This is a genomic window from Streptomyces griseiscabiei (genome assembly GCF_020010925.1).
Classification (GTDB): domain Bacteria; phylum Actinomycetota; class Actinomycetes; order Streptomycetales; family Streptomycetaceae; genus Streptomyces; species Streptomyces griseiscabiei.
Genome location: NZ_JAGJBZ010000002.1, coordinates 2,179,675 through 2,194,789 on the forward strand (window position 1 = coordinate 2,179,675; position 15,115 = coordinate 2,194,789).

At 71.9% G+C, this 15,115-nt stretch carries 14 protein-coding genes; 11 read left to right on the forward strand and 3 right to left on the reverse strand.

Going from position 1 to position 15,115, the window contains the following annotated elements:
• Position 1: 1 nt before the first annotated feature.
• Complete coding sequence (locus tag J8M51_RS26790) at positions 2–1,015, forward strand: M23 family metallopeptidase (RefSeq protein WP_086753474.1); 1,014 nt, start codon at positions 2–4, stop codon at positions 1,013–1,015.
• Positions 1,016–1,221: 206 nt separating this feature from the next.
• Here J8M51_RS26790 and J8M51_RS26795 read toward each other — a convergent pair whose 3' ends face one another.
• Positions 1,222–2,178, reverse strand: coding sequence for an IS481 family transposase (locus J8M51_RS26795; protein WP_107473673.1), 957 nt, complete (start codon positions 2,176–2,178; stop codon positions 1,222–1,224).
• A 211-nt stretch (positions 2,179–2,389) separates the two neighbouring features.
• On the opposite strand from J8M51_RS26795, the gene J8M51_RS26800 reads away from it, so the two are divergent.
• On the forward strand, positions 2,390–3,106 hold the full coding sequence (locus J8M51_RS26800) for a DUF6250 domain-containing protein (RefSeq protein WP_086755147.1): 717 nt from the start codon (positions 2,390–2,392) through the stop codon (positions 3,104–3,106).
• 143 nt (positions 3,107–3,249) lie between these two features.
• Positions 3,250–4,035 (forward strand): SGNH/GDSL hydrolase family protein, encoded by a 786-nt coding sequence (locus J8M51_RS26805; protein WP_086755146.1) that lies wholly within the window; start codon positions 3,250–3,252, stop codon positions 4,033–4,035.
• 123 nt (positions 4,036–4,158) lie between these two features.
• Here J8M51_RS26805 and J8M51_RS26810 read toward each other — a convergent pair whose 3' ends face one another.
• On the reverse strand, positions 4,159–4,779 hold the full coding sequence (locus J8M51_RS26810; protein ID WP_179203042.1) for a TetR/AcrR family transcriptional regulator: 621 nt from the start codon (positions 4,777–4,779) through the stop codon (positions 4,159–4,161).
• 284 nt (positions 4,780–5,063) lie between these two features.
• Positions 5,064–6,245 (reverse strand): Glu/Leu/Phe/Val dehydrogenase dimerization domain-containing protein, encoded by a 1,182-nt coding sequence (locus J8M51_RS26815; protein WP_267299532.1) that lies wholly within the window; start codon positions 6,243–6,245, stop codon positions 5,064–5,066.
• Between the two features lie 215 nt (positions 6,246–6,460).
• On the opposite strand from J8M51_RS26815, the gene J8M51_RS26820 reads away from it, so the two are divergent.
• The 8 genes from J8M51_RS26820 to J8M51_RS26855 all read left to right on the forward strand — a co-directional run bounded on the left by J8M51_RS26820 (position 6,461) and on the right by J8M51_RS26855 (position 15,113).
• Entirely contained in the window at positions 6,461–7,636 is a 1,176-nt protein-coding gene (locus J8M51_RS26820; protein WP_179203040.1) for an MBL fold metallo-hydrolase, read from the forward strand.
• Between the two features lie 458 nt (positions 7,637–8,094).
• Positions 8,095–10,419, forward strand: coding sequence for a sensor histidine kinase (locus tag J8M51_RS26825; RefSeq protein ID WP_267299533.1), 2,325 nt, complete (start codon positions 8,095–8,097; stop codon positions 10,417–10,419).
• A gap of 110 nt (positions 10,420–10,529) precedes the next feature.
• Positions 10,530–10,961: a roadblock/LC7 domain-containing protein gene (locus tag J8M51_RS26830; protein ID WP_086764998.1), complete on the forward strand. Its 432-nt coding sequence runs from the start codon at positions 10,530–10,532 to the stop codon at positions 10,959–10,961.
• A 2-nt stretch (positions 10,962–10,963) separates the two neighbouring features.
• A complete protein-coding gene (locus J8M51_RS26835; protein WP_086748613.1) occupies positions 10,964–11,335 on the forward strand; it encodes a DUF742 domain-containing protein in 372 nt (123 codons plus the stop codon).
• Positions 11,313–11,912, forward strand: a complete 600-nt coding sequence (locus J8M51_RS26840; protein WP_216590651.1) for a GTP-binding protein — start codon at positions 11,313–11,315, stop codon at positions 11,910–11,912. The genes J8M51_RS26835 and J8M51_RS26840 overlap by 23 nt, the downstream gene beginning before the upstream one ends.
• The gene (locus J8M51_RS26845) at positions 11,909–12,466 is read left to right on the forward strand and encodes a GAF domain-containing protein (protein ID WP_086764481.1); all 558 of its coding nucleotides are present in this window, start codon (positions 11,909–11,911) and stop codon (positions 12,464–12,466) included. Before J8M51_RS26840 ends, J8M51_RS26845 begins: the two co-directional genes overlap by 4 nt.
• A gap of 227 nt (positions 12,467–12,693) precedes the next feature.
• A complete protein-coding gene (gene tdh, locus J8M51_RS26850; RefSeq protein ID WP_086764484.1) occupies positions 12,694–13,722 on the forward strand; it encodes an L-threonine 3-dehydrogenase in 1,029 nt (342 codons plus the stop codon).
• A gap of 191 nt (positions 13,723–13,913) precedes the next feature.
• Complete coding sequence (locus J8M51_RS26855; RefSeq protein WP_086764487.1) at positions 13,914–15,113, forward strand: glycine C-acetyltransferase; 1,200 nt, start codon at positions 13,914–13,916, stop codon at positions 15,111–15,113.
• Positions 15,114–15,115: the final 2 nt, after the last annotated feature.

Below are 15,115 nucleotides of genomic sequence, written 5' to 3' on the forward strand. Positions count from 1 at the left end.
CATGCCCGCGAAGGGTAAGCACCGCCGTCCGAAGTCCCAGCGTTTCACCCGCTCGATCGCCGCCGCGGGGACCGGTGGCGCGGCGCTCGCGCTGCCCCTGATCGGAGCCGCCGGCGCCCACGCCGCGACCCCGACGGCCACCGTTTCCGGGGTGGCCGAGAAGACGGCCACCGTCGCCGCCGAGAAGGCCGCGGCCGAGGCGGGCGCACGGATCGAGCAGGCCGAGAAGGCCGCGCAGGCGGAGAAGACCAGCACCAAGAAGGCGCCGACCAAGACCTACTCGGTCAAGGTCGGCGACTACCTCGCCAAGATCGCGGACGAGCAGGACGTGGACGGCGGCTGGAAGCGGCTGTACTCGGACAACCGCGCCGCGATCGGCTCCGACCCGTCGCTCATCCACCCGGGACTCAAGCTCAGCATCGGCGGGCAGGCCGGCTCGGGCGGGACGTCGCAGTCGTCCAAGCCGCAGCTGTCGCAGTCCTCGAAGCCCGCCGAGTCGTCCGGGTCCTCGCAGTCGTCGAAGTCCTCCGGCTCGGCGAAGCAGGAGTCGAAGGACACCCAGGCGTCGACCTCCACGTCGAGCAACCAGTCCTCGTCGTCCAGCGGCTCCGGCTTCAGCGTGCCGATCCAGGGCGCCACCGTCGGCACCGCGTACAAGACCGCCGGCAGCATGTGGTCCAGCGGCTACCACACGGGTGTCGACTTCGTGGCCCCGACCGGGACGACCCTCAAGGCCGTCGGCGCGGGCACCGTCGTCTCCGCCGGCTGGGGCGGCGCGTACGGCAACCAGGTCGTCGTCAAGCTCGCCGACGGCTACTACGCCCAGTACGCCCACCTCTCCTCGATCTCCGTCTCCGCGGGCCAGTCCGTGAGCGGCGGCCAGCAGATCGGCCTCTCCGGCGCGACCGGCAACGTCACCGGCCCGCACCTCCACTTCGAGATCCGGACCAGCCCGAACTACGGCTCGGACATCGACCCGCTGGCCTACCTCCGCTCCAAGGGTGTCAGCGTCTGACGGCACCTCGACCGCGTACGCGGCGAAGGCCGGCTCCCGTGACCGGGGGCCGGCCTTCGGCGTCTCCCTAGGGCCTGTCTTCACATTCCCGCCTGCCCCGCGACGCCATGCACGCTCCCCCACTCTCGGCTTCGCTCGACCGGGAGGTACCCCCACGACGCCGCGGGGCCGCCCTCCGGGCGACGACGGGAATGTGAAGACAGGCCCTAGCTGTATTGAGCCGCAGCGTTGTTGACGCGGCTGATGGGTGGCTGGCCGCCGAGTGCGGTGTGGCAGCGGTGGTGGTTGTAGGTGTGCAGGAAGTCTGCCAGGGCGTCGGCGCGTTCGGTGTTGCTGGTGTAGGGCCGCAGGTAGGCCCATTCGTCGAGCAGGGTGCGGTTGAAGCGTTCGACCTTGCCGTTGGTCTGCGGCCGGTAGGCGCGGGTGAGCTTGCCGGTCGCGCCGAGGTCGGCCAGCGCCTGCTGCCAGGCGAAGCTCTTGCGGTAGGGCCAGGCGTTGTCGGTCAGGACCCGCTCGATGCGGTCGATGCCCGATGCGGCGAAGAAGGCCGCGGCCCGGCGCAGGAAGGCGGCGCAGGTGTCGGCCTTCTCGTCCGGGTGGATCTCGCTGTAGGCGACGCGAGTGTGGTCGTCGACGGCGGAGTGGACGTAGTCGAAGCCCATGCCGCTGCGCGTGGTCCGGCCCGCCCGGCGGCCCAGCACCTTGTGGCCGCCGCCGTCGGGGATCCGGCCGAGCTTCTTGACGTCGACGTGGATCAGTTCGCCGGGGCGGTCGCGTTCGTAGCGGCGGATCACGGCGCCGGTGGGGCGGTCCAGCCAGGCCAGGCGGTTGAGGCCGTGGCGGGTCAGGATCCGGTGCACGGTGGAGGTGGGCAGGCCCAGGACCGGGCCGATGCGGGCCGGGCCGGGCTTGCGCTCCCGCCGCAGCCGGCACACCCGGTCCTCCGCCGTCGCCGGGGTGCGGTGCGGCGTCCGATGCGGCCTGCTCGAACGGTCAAGAAGCCCGGCCTCGCCTTCACAGCGCCAGCGGCGGATCCACTTGTGGGCCGTGGCGCGTGAGATGCCCATCTCTGCGGCCACGTGCGCCACGGGACGACCCGAGCGGACACGTTCGACGAGCAGCCGCCTGCCGTGAACGGTCAGCCGGGCATTACGGTGGGACACGAAGACCTCCGAGCGGTGTGTTCCTAGACAGCTCCACCACATCGGAGGTCTTCGCCATGTTCAAGACCCGCCAGTGTCAACAACGCTCATGCTCAATACACCTAGCGGCGTGTTGCGGTCCTGTGGCATGGCCGATCGCGGTCTCGACAGCACCGTCCGGCACGGGGACAGTGATCCTTGTAAGCGCTTTCTGTCCGCGCGAAGGAGCCTCATGACCACCCGCAGAGCTTTCGGAACCCTCGCCGCCGGCGCCGCCCTCGCGGCGCTCGCCCCGGCGGGCCCCGCGTCCGCGCACACGCCCCGGCGGCGCGGCCGGCTGATCGCCGCCGACGACTTCCGGCACGGGCTCCGGCAGTGGGCCGTGGAACTGGAGAGAGGCGGCACCGTCACGGCCGCGCGGGGCGTGCTGGAGGTGGATGTACCGGCCGGGGCCACGGTCTGGTTCAGGCGGAGGCTGGAGGGGCCGTACGTCGTCGAGTACACGGCCACGCCGGTCTCGGCGGGCGGGGTCAACGACCGGGTCTCCGATCTCAACAACTTCTGGAACGCCGTCGACGTGCGCTCACCCGGTGATCTCTTCGCCACTCCGCGCGGCGGCGCACTCGCCGAGTACGACTTTCTGAAGACCTATTACGTCGGGTACGGGGCCAACACCAACACGACGACGCGGCTGCGCCGGTACGTGGGGGAGGCGGGTGTGCGGCCACTGATCCACGACTACACCGAGCCGCTGCTCGTCGCGAACGAACCGCATCATGTCCGGATCGTCTCCGACGGGTCGACGGTGCGGTGGTGGAACAACGGGCGGCTCGTGTTCGACTACGTCGACCCCGCGCCGTACACGGGTGGGCACTTCGCCTTCCGGACCACCTGGAGCCACTTCCGGATCGAGGACTTCAGGGTGTGGAGGCCGGCCGGGCGGCACTGACCGACCTGGTGTATTCCGGGTTGACCAACACTTGACGCGTGGTCTATCTCACCGTCCGTCAAGCCCTTATTACGGTCGCGTAGGTCACATCGGAAGGTGAATCATGGGCCGATGTGGCAGACGATTCGAATGACAGCGGAACGATGATCGGGTCGTACGTGGCGCTGGGGGACAGCTTCACCGAGGGCGTCGGCGACCCCGGGCCCGATGGACGGTTCGTCGGCTGGGCCGACCGGTTCGCGGTGCTCCTCGCGGACCGGCTCCCCGAAGGCGACTTCGACTACAGCAACCTGGCCGTGCGGGGGAAGCTCCTCGACCAGATCGTGGAGGACCAGGTACCGCGGGCGCTGGAACTCGCGCCGGACCTCATCTCCTTCTGCGCGGGCGGCAACGACATCATCCGGCCCGGCACCGATCCCGACGAGGTCGCCGAGCGGTTCGAGCGGGCCGTGGTCCGGCTCACCTCCGCCGTCGGCACGGTCATGGTGACCACCGGGTTCGACACCCGTGACGTACCGGTGCTGAAGCATCTGCGGGGCAAGATCGCCACGTACAACCTGCATGTACGGGCCATCGCCGACCGGTACGGCTGCCCCGTGCTGGACCTGTGGTCGCTGAAGACGGTCCAGGACCGGCGGGCCTGGGACCTGGACCGGCTGCATCTGTCGCCGGAGGGGCACACCCGGGTCGCGCTGCGGGCCGGACAGGTGCTCGGCGTCGACATTCCCGCCGATCCCGATCAGCCGTGGCCGCCGCTGCCGCCGCGCGGCACGCTGGAGATGCGGCGGGACAACATCCAGTGGGCGCGGGAGTTTCTGGTGCCGTGGATCGGGCGGCGGCTGCGCGGGGAGTCGTCCGGGGACCATGTGTCGGCGAAGGGGCATCTGTCGCCGGACGACATCAAGATGCGGATCGAGGCGGTGGCCTGAGGGCAGCTCACACGGCGGGCGGTGCGTCTCCGCCGTGGAGCCGCCCCTTGCCGGGGGCCTTCCGTGCGTCGTGGTCGCGCGCGTGGTTCCCCGTGTCCCTCACTGGGCGGGCCCTGGCTTCGCTCAGCGCGTCGACGCCGTCAACGTCTCCCGGGTCAGGCCCAGTTCGCGGGCCAGGGCCTCGTCGGCCCAGTCCTGGGCGCGGCTTCGGGAGACGGCTCCGTCGTAGGCGGTCAACTGGACGGCCAGGCCGTCCAGGAGGGCGGTGAGACGGAGGGCCGTGGCCGCGGGATCGGGGCAGTGGAACTCGCCGGCGGCCACACCGGCTTCGATGACCTCGGTGAGGGCGGCCTTCCACTGCCGGTCCAGGTCGCGGGTGACCTCACGCAGGGCCGGTTCGCGCAGGGCCGCCGCCCAGCCCTCGATCCACAGGCGCCAGCCCTTGGCCTGACCGGTCGGGGCGTACCAGCGGACCGCCGTGCGGAGCCGGCGCAGGGCCGTGGTGCGGCGGCCCAGGAGTTTGCGGAGGTGGGCGAGGTCGGCCTCGGCGGCGTGGCGGAACGCCTCGGCCACCAGCCGCTCCTTGGTCGAGAAGTGGTACAGCACCAAGGCGTTGCTCACCCCGAGGACGGCGGCCACGTCGGCGATCCGTACCGCCGCCACGCCCCGCGCCTCGATCTGCTCGATGGCGGCCCGGAGCAGCTCCGTACGCCGCTCGGCCACACTCAACCGCACCCTGCCCACGCGGCAACCCTACCGAGGCCCAGGGACGGTCGCCGCCGCGATCCGGCCACCTAGGTCGTGTCCGCAAAGTCCCGTCGTCCGTCCGGAGGGCGGGTCCCGCGGCGTCTGGTGCGTGCGCTCGGCGTGCCGGGCGGAAGCCCTCGTACTGGATGTACTTGGGTTTTCGCCCGGTGCGGTGGTGGGGCCCCTCCCGCTCGGGCGCAGCCGGGAGCGGGGGAGCGTGCCAGGCGTCGCGGGGCAGGCGGGACTTTGCGGACACGACCTAGGGCCGTGGCGGCGGCCGGTCAGCGGTGCCAGCCGAAGCGGTCCGTGATCGTCGGCAGGCGGTCCGCGGCGATCGCGTGGGCGGCGGCCCGGGGCGTCGTGCCGTCGCTCTCGGCCCGGGTGAGCATCAGGTCGACGAGGGCGCGCATGGAGCGGCGGGTGTGGGCGAACGCCTCCTCCGCGGTGGGGCCGATGTCGCCGAACAGGGTCCACCACCACCAGGCGTTCGTCCCGGAGTTGACCACGACGTCCGGCAGGACGGTGACCCCGCGCGCGGTGAGCGCCTCCTCGGCCGCGGGGAGCACGGGCATGTTGGCCGCCTCGACGATCAGCCGGGCGGTGACACGGTGGTGGTTGGTGGTGTCGATGGCGTACGAGACGGCCGCGGGGACCAGCACGTCGGCCCCGGTGGTCAGCCAGGCGTCGGCGGACGCCTCCTGGTCGTCCGGGCGGAGCGCACCGCGGTCGATCGTGCCGTGCGGGTCGCGGGCGGCGAGCAGGGTCTCGACGTCCAGCCCCGCCGGGTTGGTGATCGTGCCCTTGATGTCGGCGACGGCGACGACCGTGAGGCCGGCGCGGGCGAGGAAACGGGCGGTCGCCCCGCCCATGGTGCCCAGGCCCTGTACCGCGACCCGCGTCCCGGCGTACGGCGTGCCGGTCCGGTCCAGGGCCGTGAGGACGGACTCGGCGACCCCGCGGCCGCCGACGAGTTCGTCCAGGCCGATCCCGTCCACCTGGACCGCGAAGGCGTCCGCGAGGCGCCGCCGGGCCGCCCCCTCGTCGTCGAGCAGGGGGTACACCGCCTGGATCGTCGACACGAGCCCCGCCTCGGCCGCCGCGCGGTCGATCAGGTCCTGGGTGAGGCCGAGGTCCTCGCCGGTGGTCCAGAGGCTCTCGATGTACGGGCGCATCGCGCGCAGGTAGCGGACGAGGACGCCGTACGCCTCCGGGTCCCGGGGGTCGCAGTCGATGCCGCCCTTGGCGCCCCCGAGCGGGACGTACCGGCCCTCGGGCTCGTAGTGCAGCGCCTCTTTCATGGTCATGCCACGGGCGAGCCCGGCGACCTCGTCGAGCGTGCAGCCGGGACGCATCCGCAGCCCACCGCTGGCGACCCCGCGCACCAGCCGGTCCACCACGAGAAAGCCCCGCCGGCCGGTGACGTGGTCGGTCCAGGCGAGGGAGAGGAAGGGGGGCGTGGTCATGGGGCTCCTCGGTACGGCGCGGCGAGGCGGGCGGGGGCGGAGTAAGGCGGGGAAGGCGAGGGAGAGGGGGACGTGGATCCGGGTGCGGTCGGCGGGAACAAAGGCGGCTACTGAATAGTTGGTCAGTATTGCATCGCATGGGGACGGGTCGGACCCGGCGCTGTCACAGGGGCGGCCCATAATGGGATGCCTGAGCGAATTCACCTGGAGGTGCCGTGTCCGGTTCCGGATCCCGTTCTCTCAGCTCGGGGCTGCGCGCCGCGCGGCCGGCCGCGTTCGGCGCGGACCCGAGCGGTGCCCGGCTGGAGCGGATCCGCAGATCCCCGCATTTCGCGAACGGGGTCTTCGTGAATCCCGAGGGCGCCAGGATCCGGCCCTCCGGCAATGCCGCGATGGAGATGGCGAAGAGCTACTTCCGCAAGGACGAGCGGGTGCGGCGGGCCCCGGCGGGCCTGATCCCCGTCCACTCCACGACCCTCGCCGACCTTGCCCGGCCCCCGGCGAGCGGGCTGCGGATCACATGGATGGGTCACTCCAGTGTGCTCGCCGAGATCGACGGGCACCGGGTGCTCTTCGATCCGGTCTGGGGCGAGCGCTGCTCGCCGTTCGCCTTCGCCGGTCCCAAGCGGCTGCACCCCGTGCCGGTGCCGCTGGCCGCGCTCGGCCCGGTCGACGTGGTCGTCATCTCGCACGACCACTACGACCATCTGGACATGCCGTCGATCAAGGAGCTGGCCGGTACGGACACGGTCTTCGCCGTGCCGCTCGGCGTCGGCGCCCATCTGGAGCACTGGGGCGTCTCCGCGGACCGTATCCGCGAGCTGGACTGGCACGAGACCACCAAGATCGGCGGCCTCACCCTGACCGCGACCCCCGCCCGGCACTTCTGCGGCCGGGGCCTGCGCAACACCCAGCACACGCTGTGGGCCTCCTGGGTCGTCGCCGGTGACGAACACCGGATCTACCACAGCGGCGACACCGGGTACTTCGAGGGCTTCAAGGACATCGGCGCCGCGCACGGCCCGTTCGACATCACCATGATCCAGGTCGGCGCCTATTCGGAGTTCTGGCCCGACATCCACATGACGCCCGACGAGGGGCTGCAGACCCATCTCGACCTCCAGGGCGAGCCCGGCGGCGTGATGATGCCGATCCACTGGGCCACGTTCAATCTCGCGATGCACGCCTGGGCAGAGCCGGGCGAGCGCATGATGTGGGCCACGCACGGCGCGGGGGTCACCATGGCCGCGCCGCGGCCGGGGGCGCCGTTCGAGCCGGGGAGCACACCACCGGTCGACCCGTGGTGGCGGGCGGTGTCCCAGCAGCCGGTCGGCGGCTGGGCAGCCTGGCCGCCCGTGGGGGAGCGCCTGGACCTGGTGGCCGAGGGCTGAGCAGCCGGGGACCCGGAAGCCGAGGGTTGAGAAGCCGGGAGTCGGGGGCCGGGAGTCGGGGGTCGGACGCCGGAGGACGGTCGGGAATTCTCCCGACAGGGTGATTTTTCGATTGACGTCGAGGGCCGGGGAGCAATGCGCTCCCCGGCCCTCGACGTATGTTCTCGCCCTTTTCTGACCGCCTCTGATCGAAATTCAGGCGTAGAGAGAATTCGTCAGGAACAAGCGTCCGAAGAATTATCGGACTGTCGCACGAAGCCTCATACCAGAGCGGGACGCATTGCGGAGGTATTTGTCAACTGCGCACCGCACATGACGCGTTGGCGACTACTGTGAGTTGCCGTCGGGCGACGCTGTGCCGAATTCTTCGACTCTCGCGACCGACACGCGATGGCGCATGCCCAAGTCGCCCAGACGCGGCACCCCCCACGCCCAGACGGACCAGTTCGAGGACGCTGATGTCTCACCTTCGCGCACCGGCCGCCCGCGCAGACCGCCGTGAGGGCGGGCGGCACGGGCGATCGGCCCCCCGCGCCGTCCCCTCGCTGCCCGAGTCACTGCCCGAGATCCACATACGGCCACAGCTGGTGCGTCTCGCGGTCCTGCCCCCCACCGCGGTCGCCCTCAGCGCCTGCGCCGCCGTCCTGTTCACCTTCCGCGCCGGCGGCGCCCGCCCCAGCCTCACCCTGTGGGCGGTGCTCGCCGGAGCCACCGCGGTCGCCCTCGCCGGGATCGCGATCGCCGCCGTGGCCGCCACCCGCACCGCCAGGTCCGTCCGGGAACGCCTGGGTGCCCTGCGGCAGGCCAGCACCAGGAGCGCGGACGACCTGCGCGACCTCGTCGACGCGCTCCGGCGCGGCGACCAGCCGCCCGCGCGCGGCCCCCGCGTCAAACCCGCCGCGGGCGCCGACGACTTCGAACTGCTCACCGCCGACCTGACCCGGGCACACGACAGCGCCGTCACCGCCGTCGTCCAGGCCTCCCAGCTCTCCAGCCAGGCCGGCAGCGAACAGAAGCTCGAAGTCTTCGTGAATCTGGCGCGCCGGCTCCAGTCCCTCGTCCAGCGCGAGATCACCATCCTGGACGACCTCGAGAACGAGATCGAGGACCCCGATCTCCTCAAGGGCCTCTTCCACGTCGACCACCTCGCGACCCGCATCCGCCGCCACGCCGAGAACCTCGCCGTCCTCGGCGGCGCCGTCTCCCGCCGCCAGTGGAGCAACCCCGTCTCCATGACCGAGGTGCTGCGCTCCGCGATCGCCGAGGTCGAGCAGTACTCCCGGGTCAAGCTGGTGCCCCCGGTCGACGGCACCCTGCGCGGGCACGCCGTCGCCGACGTCATCCACCTCCTCGCCGAACTCGTCGAGAACGCCACGGTGTTCTCCGCCCCGCACACCCAGGTCCTGCTCCGGGCCAACCTCGTCACCTCCGGGCTGGCCGTCGAGGTGGAGGACCGGGGTCTCGGCATGCCCGTCACCGAGCAGAACAAGATGAACGCCCTGCTCGCCGACCCCGACCAGGTCAACGTCGCCAGCCTCCTCCAGGACGGCCGCATCGGCCTCTTCGTGGTCTCCCAGCTGGCCCGCCGCCACGGCATCCAGGTCCGGCTGCAGACCAACATCTACGGCGGGGTCCAGGCCGCGTTCGTCGTCCCGCAGGGCCTGCTGGGGGCCGAGCCGGGCGACCTGCCGCAGCACCAGCCGCACACCGGGCAGAGCATCGGCGTACGCCACCCGGACGCGCCGCGTCACGCGCAGCCCGTCACACCCCTGCGGGCCCCGGGCACCGGCACCGGCCCCGCCGACCGTGCGGCCACCGACCGGTCCGGCCGTACCACCGCGGGCCGATCCGCTCCCGCGCAGCCCGGCCGCCCGGCGCCCGTGCGGCCCCTGCGCCCCGAGTCCGGCCACCGCTCCACCCCGAACCCGACCCGCGCCTCCGTGCCCCGGCAGCAGGGCCCCGGCCGGAGTGACGACCGGCAGAGCCCGGGCAGAGGCGGCTCCGGGCCGACCCCGCTGCCGGTGCGCGGCGCCCGGGACGAGCGGCCCAACCCGGCCGAGGCCGTGCCCGGCATCCGCCCCGACGACCGGCGGACCGTCGCCGACCACGCCGGGACGCCCCCGACGCCCCGCGTCGGCGGCGCCGTCCGCGGCACCATGGGCAAGCCCCAGCTGCCCCGACGCCGCGCCCAGCAGCACATCGTGCCCCAGCTCCGCGGCGGCCCCGTGCCCACGCCCCGCCAGGACCCCGACCACTACGTCGGCCACGATCCCGGGCTCATGGCCGCCTTCCAGCGCGGTATCGGGCTCGCCGAGGCCCGTCAGCTGGAGGGCTCCGACTGGGACACCTCGTCGCTCGACACGGCCTCGCTCGACCCCGCCCCGCTCGACCCGACCCCGCCCGGCATCACGTCGATCGACACGGCCGGCACGGCGTCCGCGGACCTGACACCCCCGGCACCCGACGCCGCGTCCCGCATCGACACGGGACAGCTGAACACAGGACCGCTGAACACAGGACCGCTGAACGCAGCACCGCTGAACACCGGACCGCCGCACACGGGACCGTCGAACACGGGATCACCGAACGCGGACCGGCCGAGCGCGGGACGCGCCGACGCCCTCCGCATGGAGCTGGCCCACATGGACGCCCCCCACAAGGACGCCGCCCAGCCCCGGGCCGGACACCCCAGGGGCATCGCCCCCATAGCCGTACCGCCGTCGGCCCTCGACGCGGTACAGGACCTCACGCCCCGGCAGGACGGGAGCACACCGGCCGGATGACCACTCCCCACGGCACGACCACCCCATGGACCACCCCCCGCCCCACCCCCACCACGGTCCCCACCCCCTCCGCTCCCGCAGACCAACGCACCCCAAGGAGTCGATCCACCATGGCGAGCGATGCGCCGACCAGCCAGGTATCCGATCTCGACTGGCTGATGAGCGGCCTCGTCCAGCGCGTACCGCACACCACGAGCGCGGTGCTGCTCTCCTGCGACGGGCTGGTGAAGTCGGTCCACGGCCTCGATCCGGACAGCGCCGACCACATGGCGGCCCTGGCCTCCGGGCTGTACTCCCTCGGACGCAGCGCGGGCGTCCGGTTCGGCGACGGCGGAGACGTCCGCCAGGTCGTCGTCGAACTCGCCTCGACCCTGCTGTTCGTCTCCACCGCGGGCTCCGGCACCTGCCTCGCCGTGCTCGCCGGCCGCGAGGCGGACGCCGCCGTCCTCGGCTACGAGATGGCCATGCTGGTCAAGAGCGTCCGCCCCTACCTGGTCACCCAGCCCCGGCAAGCCGCCGAACCCTCCGCGATGAGGCCTTGAACGTGCCCGCGGCCGGCGACGGACCTCTGTACGACGACGCCGCCGGGCGTCTGGTGCGCCCCTACACCGTCATCAACGGCCGGACCCGGCCGACCACCGCGCTGGATCTCCTCTCACAGGTGATGGCCACCGGGGCGACCCCCCTCGGCTATCTGGGCCCCGAGCACGCAACCGCACTCGACCTGTGCCGGGCACCCGTCTCGGTCGCCGAGGTCGCCGCTCACCTGAAGCTGCCGGCGGCGGTCACGAAGGTGCTGCTGTCCGACCTCGTCGACTGCGGGGCCCTCACCACCAAGCCCCCGGTTTTCCACCACAACCCGACAGACCGGTCTCTTCTGGAGGCAGTGCTCGATGGACTACGACGACAGCTCTGACCCCTTTCCCACCGCACTCAAAATCCTGGTGGCGGGCGGGTTCGGGGTCGGCAAGACGACCTTCGTCGGCGCGGTGAGCGAGATCGCGCCGCTGAGCACGGAGGAACTGCTCACCACAGTGAGCGAGGCCACCGACAATCTCGAAGGCATCGAGAACAAGGTCGAGACGACCGTCGCGATGGACTTCGGCCGCATCACCCTCGACCCGCGCCATGTGCTCTATCTGTTCGGAACCCCCGGACAGCAGCGGTTCTGGTTCATGTGGGACGAACTCTCCGAGGGCGCCCTCGGCGCGGTCATCCTCGCCGACACCCGGCGCCTGGAGGACTGTTTCGCCGCGGTCGACTTCTTCGAGCAGCGCGGCCTCGGTTTCATCGTCGCCATCAACGAGTTCGACGGCTCCTACCGCTACGACGCCGACGAGGTCCGCGCGGCCCTCGACCTCGACCCCGAGGTCCCCGTCGTCTGCTGCGACGCCCGTATCTCCAGCTCGGGCGTGCAGACCCTGCTCACCCTCGTACGGCACCTCCTCGCCCACACCCCGGCCCAGCTGCCCAGCCACGGAGCCCACACGTGACGTACGACCCGCCGCGTCCGGTCGGCCGGCTGCTGCTCACCCCCGAGGACCCGGGCGCCCCCGAACGCGTGGCGCGGCTGCGGCTGCTGGGGCTCGGTGAGTTCGCGGAACCGTCCTTCGACGCCTTCGCGGACCGCCTCGCCGAGGTCGCCGCGGTGCCGTACGCGATGGTCAACTTCATCGACGAGAGCCGGCAGTTCTTCGTCGGGCTGCATGTGTCGGCGGAGCCCACCGCGACCACCACCGTGCTCGGGGTGGACCGGCACCTCGCCCGTGACCACGGCTTCTGTCCCTATGTGGTGGTCCGCCGCAAGGGGCTCGTACTCGAAGACGTGCGCGAATACCCGAAGTTCGCCGGGAACCCCGTGGTCGACGACCACGGCATCCGCTCCTACCTCGGCGCCCCGCTCCTCGACCGTACCGGCATCGCCCTCGGCACCGTCTGTGTCATGGACGTCCAGCCACGCCCCTGGCGCCGGGCCGGTCTGGAGACCATCAAGTCCATGGCCGCGGAACTCGCCGCCCGGATCGAGGGGCGGGAGGCGTTCCCGTGACACCGGGGCGCCCGGCACTTCATGGCGGATCGACGGCCGGCGGTGGGGCCGTTCCGCAGGGGGCGCCCGGCGGGGTGTGAAGGAAAGCTGCGGCGGAGCTTAAGAAAACCTCGATGGACCCGGGGCGCCGCCGTACGGCAGATTGATCGGCGATCCCACCCCTCTCCCCGGTACGGGCCCGTTCGTCATGCCCGGCGCCGGGGGCGCACCCCACAGGAGCCGTAGCGTTGAAGGCGCTGGTCAAGGAGAAGGCGGAGCCCGGGCTGTGGCTCGTCGACGTCCCGGAGCCCGAGATCGGCCCCGGCGACGTACTGATCAAGGTCCTGCGGACCGGGATCTGCGGCACCGACCTGCACATACGGTCGTGGGACGGCTGGGCCCGGCAGAGCATCCGGACCCCGCTCGTGGCCGGTCACGAGTTCGTCGGCGAGGTCGTGGAGACCGGCCGTGCCGTCGCCGACATCCGGGCCGGGGACCTGGTCAGCGGCGAGGGCCATCTGGTGTGCGGGAAGTGCCGCAACTGCCTCGCCGGCCGCCGTCATCTGTGCCGCGCCACCATCGGCCTCGGCGTCGGACGCGACGGCGCCTTCGCGGAGTACGTCGCCCTGCCCGCGACCAATGTCTGGGTGCACCGGGTCCCCGTCGACCTCGACGTGGCCGCGATCTTCGACCCGTTCGGCAACGCCGTGCACACCGCGCTGTCCTTCCCGCTGGTCGGTGAGGACGTACTGATCACCGGCGCGGGGCCCATCGGTCTGATGGCGGCGGCGGTGGCCCGGCACGCGGGGGCCCGCAATGTCGTGATCACCGATGTGAGCGAGGAGCGGCTGGCCCTGGCCCGCAAGATCGGTGTCAGTCTCGCGCTGAACGTGGCGGAGTCCCGGATCGCCGACGGGCAGCGGGAACTGGGCCTGCGGGAGGGCTTCGACATCGGCCTGGAGATGTCCGGCAACCCCGCCGCGATGCGCGACATGATCGCCAACATGACACACGGCGGCCGGATCGCCATGCTCGGGCTGCCGTCCGAGGAGTTCGCCGTCGACTGGTCCCGGATCGTCACCTCCATGATCACCGTCAAGGGCATCTACGGCCGCGAGATGTTCGAGACCTGGTACGCGATGACGGTGCTCCTGGAGGGCGGCCTCGACCTCGCCCCCGTCATCACCGGCCGCTACGGCTACCGCGACCACGAGGCGGCGTTCGCGGACGCGGCGAGCGGCAGCGGCGGCAAGGTCATCCTCGACTGGGCAGTCTGAATTTTGGCTCGGTTCGCCTCCGGGGCGCCCAAGCCTGTGTCGAGAGGCCGATCGTGCTCGACCCTCCTTCGTCGGGCCTGCGCGCTCCCCCACTCTCGGCTGCGCTCGAGCGGGAGGGGCCCCCATGCCCTCTCGACACAGGCGCGCCCCTTCGGCTCACTCGCTCTTCATCGCACCCTAGGAGCCCCCTGATGTTCGACTCGGTCCGCGACGACCTGCGCACCACCCTCGACGAGATCCGCGCCGCCGGGCTGCACAAGCCCGAGCGGGTCATCGGCAGTCCGCAGTCCGCGACTGTCGCCGTGACCGCCGGTGGGCGTCCCGGTGAGGTCCTCAACTTCTGCGCCAACAACTACCTGGGCCTCGCCGACCACCCCGAGGTGATCGCCGCGGCCCACGAGGCCCTGGACCGCTGGGGTTACGGCATGGCCTCCGTCCGCTTCATCTGCGGTACGCAGGAGGTGCACAAGGAGCTGGAGGCGCGGCTTTCGGCGTTCCTCGGCCAGGAGGACACGATCCTCTACTCCTCCTGCTTCGACGCCAACGGCGGTGTCTTCGAGACCTTGCTCGGCCCCGAGGACGCGGTGATCTCCGACGCCCTCAACCACGCCTCGATCATCGACGGCATCCGGCTCTCCAAGGCCCGCCGCTTCCGCTACGCCAACCGCGACATGGCCGACCTGGAACGGCAGTTGAAGGAGGCCGCCGAGGGCGGCGCCCGCCGGAAGCTGATCGTCACCGACGGCGTCTTCTCCATGGACGGCTATGTGGCGCCGCTCCGTGAGATCTGCGACCTCGCCGACCGCCACGACGCCATGGTCATGGTCGACGACTCCCACGCCGTCGGCTTCACCGGCCCCGGCGGCCGGGGCACCCCCGAACTGCACGGCGTCATGGACCGCGTCGACATCATCACGGGCACCCTCGGCAAGGCCCTCGGCGGCGCCTCCGGCGGTTACGTCGCCGCCCGCGCCGAGATCGTCGCCCTGCTGCGCCAGCGCTCCCGTCCGTACCTCTTCTCGAACACACTCGCCCCGGTGATCGCGGCGGCCTCCCTGAAGGTGCTCGACCTCCTGGAGTCGGCCGACGACCTGCGGGTCCGCCTCGCGGAGAACACCGCGCTGTTCCGCCGCCGGATGACCGAGGAGGGCTTCGACCTCCTCCCCGGCGACCATCCCATCGCCCCCGTCATGATCGGCGACGCGGCGCGGGCGGGCCGCCTGGCCGAACTGCTCCTGGAGCGGGGCGTGTACGTGATCGGCTTCTCCTACCCGGTCGTCCCCCAGGGGCAGGCCCGCATCCGGGTCCAGCTCTCCGCCGCCCACTCGACGGCGGACGTGAACCGCGCGGTGGACGCGTTCGTGGCGGCACGGGCCGAACTGCCGGCCTGAGC

What these genes read in the sequence shown, in the direction of transcription:
- J8M51_RS26815 (WP_267299532.1), bottom strand. Translation starts at nt 6,245, where the DNA reads ATGACCACGCCCCCCTTCCTCTCCCTCGCCTGGACCGACCACGTCACC.
- J8M51_RS26805 (WP_086755146.1), top strand. Translation starts at nt 3,250, where the DNA reads ATGATCGGGTCGTACGTGGCGCTGGGGGACAGCTTCACCGAGGGCGTC.
- J8M51_RS26840 (WP_216590651.1), top strand. Translation starts at nt 11,313, where the DNA reads ATGGACTACGACGACAGCTCTGACCCCTTTCCCACCGCACTCAAAATC.
- J8M51_RS26800 (WP_086755147.1), top strand. Translation starts at nt 2,390, where the DNA reads ATGACCACCCGCAGAGCTTTCGGAACCCTCGCCGCCGGCGCCGCCCTC.
- J8M51_RS26790 (WP_086753474.1), top strand. Translation starts at nt 2, where the DNA reads ATGCCCGCGAAGGGTAAGCACCGCCGTCCGAAGTCCCAGCGTTTCACC.
- J8M51_RS26830 (WP_086764998.1), top strand. Translation starts at nt 10,530, where the DNA reads ATGGCGAGCGATGCGCCGACCAGCCAGGTATCCGATCTCGACTGGCTG.
- J8M51_RS26855 (WP_086764487.1), top strand. Translation starts at nt 13,914, where the DNA reads ATGTTCGACTCGGTCCGCGACGACCTGCGCACCACCCTCGACGAGATC.
- J8M51_RS26825 (WP_267299533.1), top strand. Translation starts at nt 8,095, where the DNA reads ATGTCTCACCTTCGCGCACCGGCCGCCCGCGCAGACCGCCGTGAGGGC.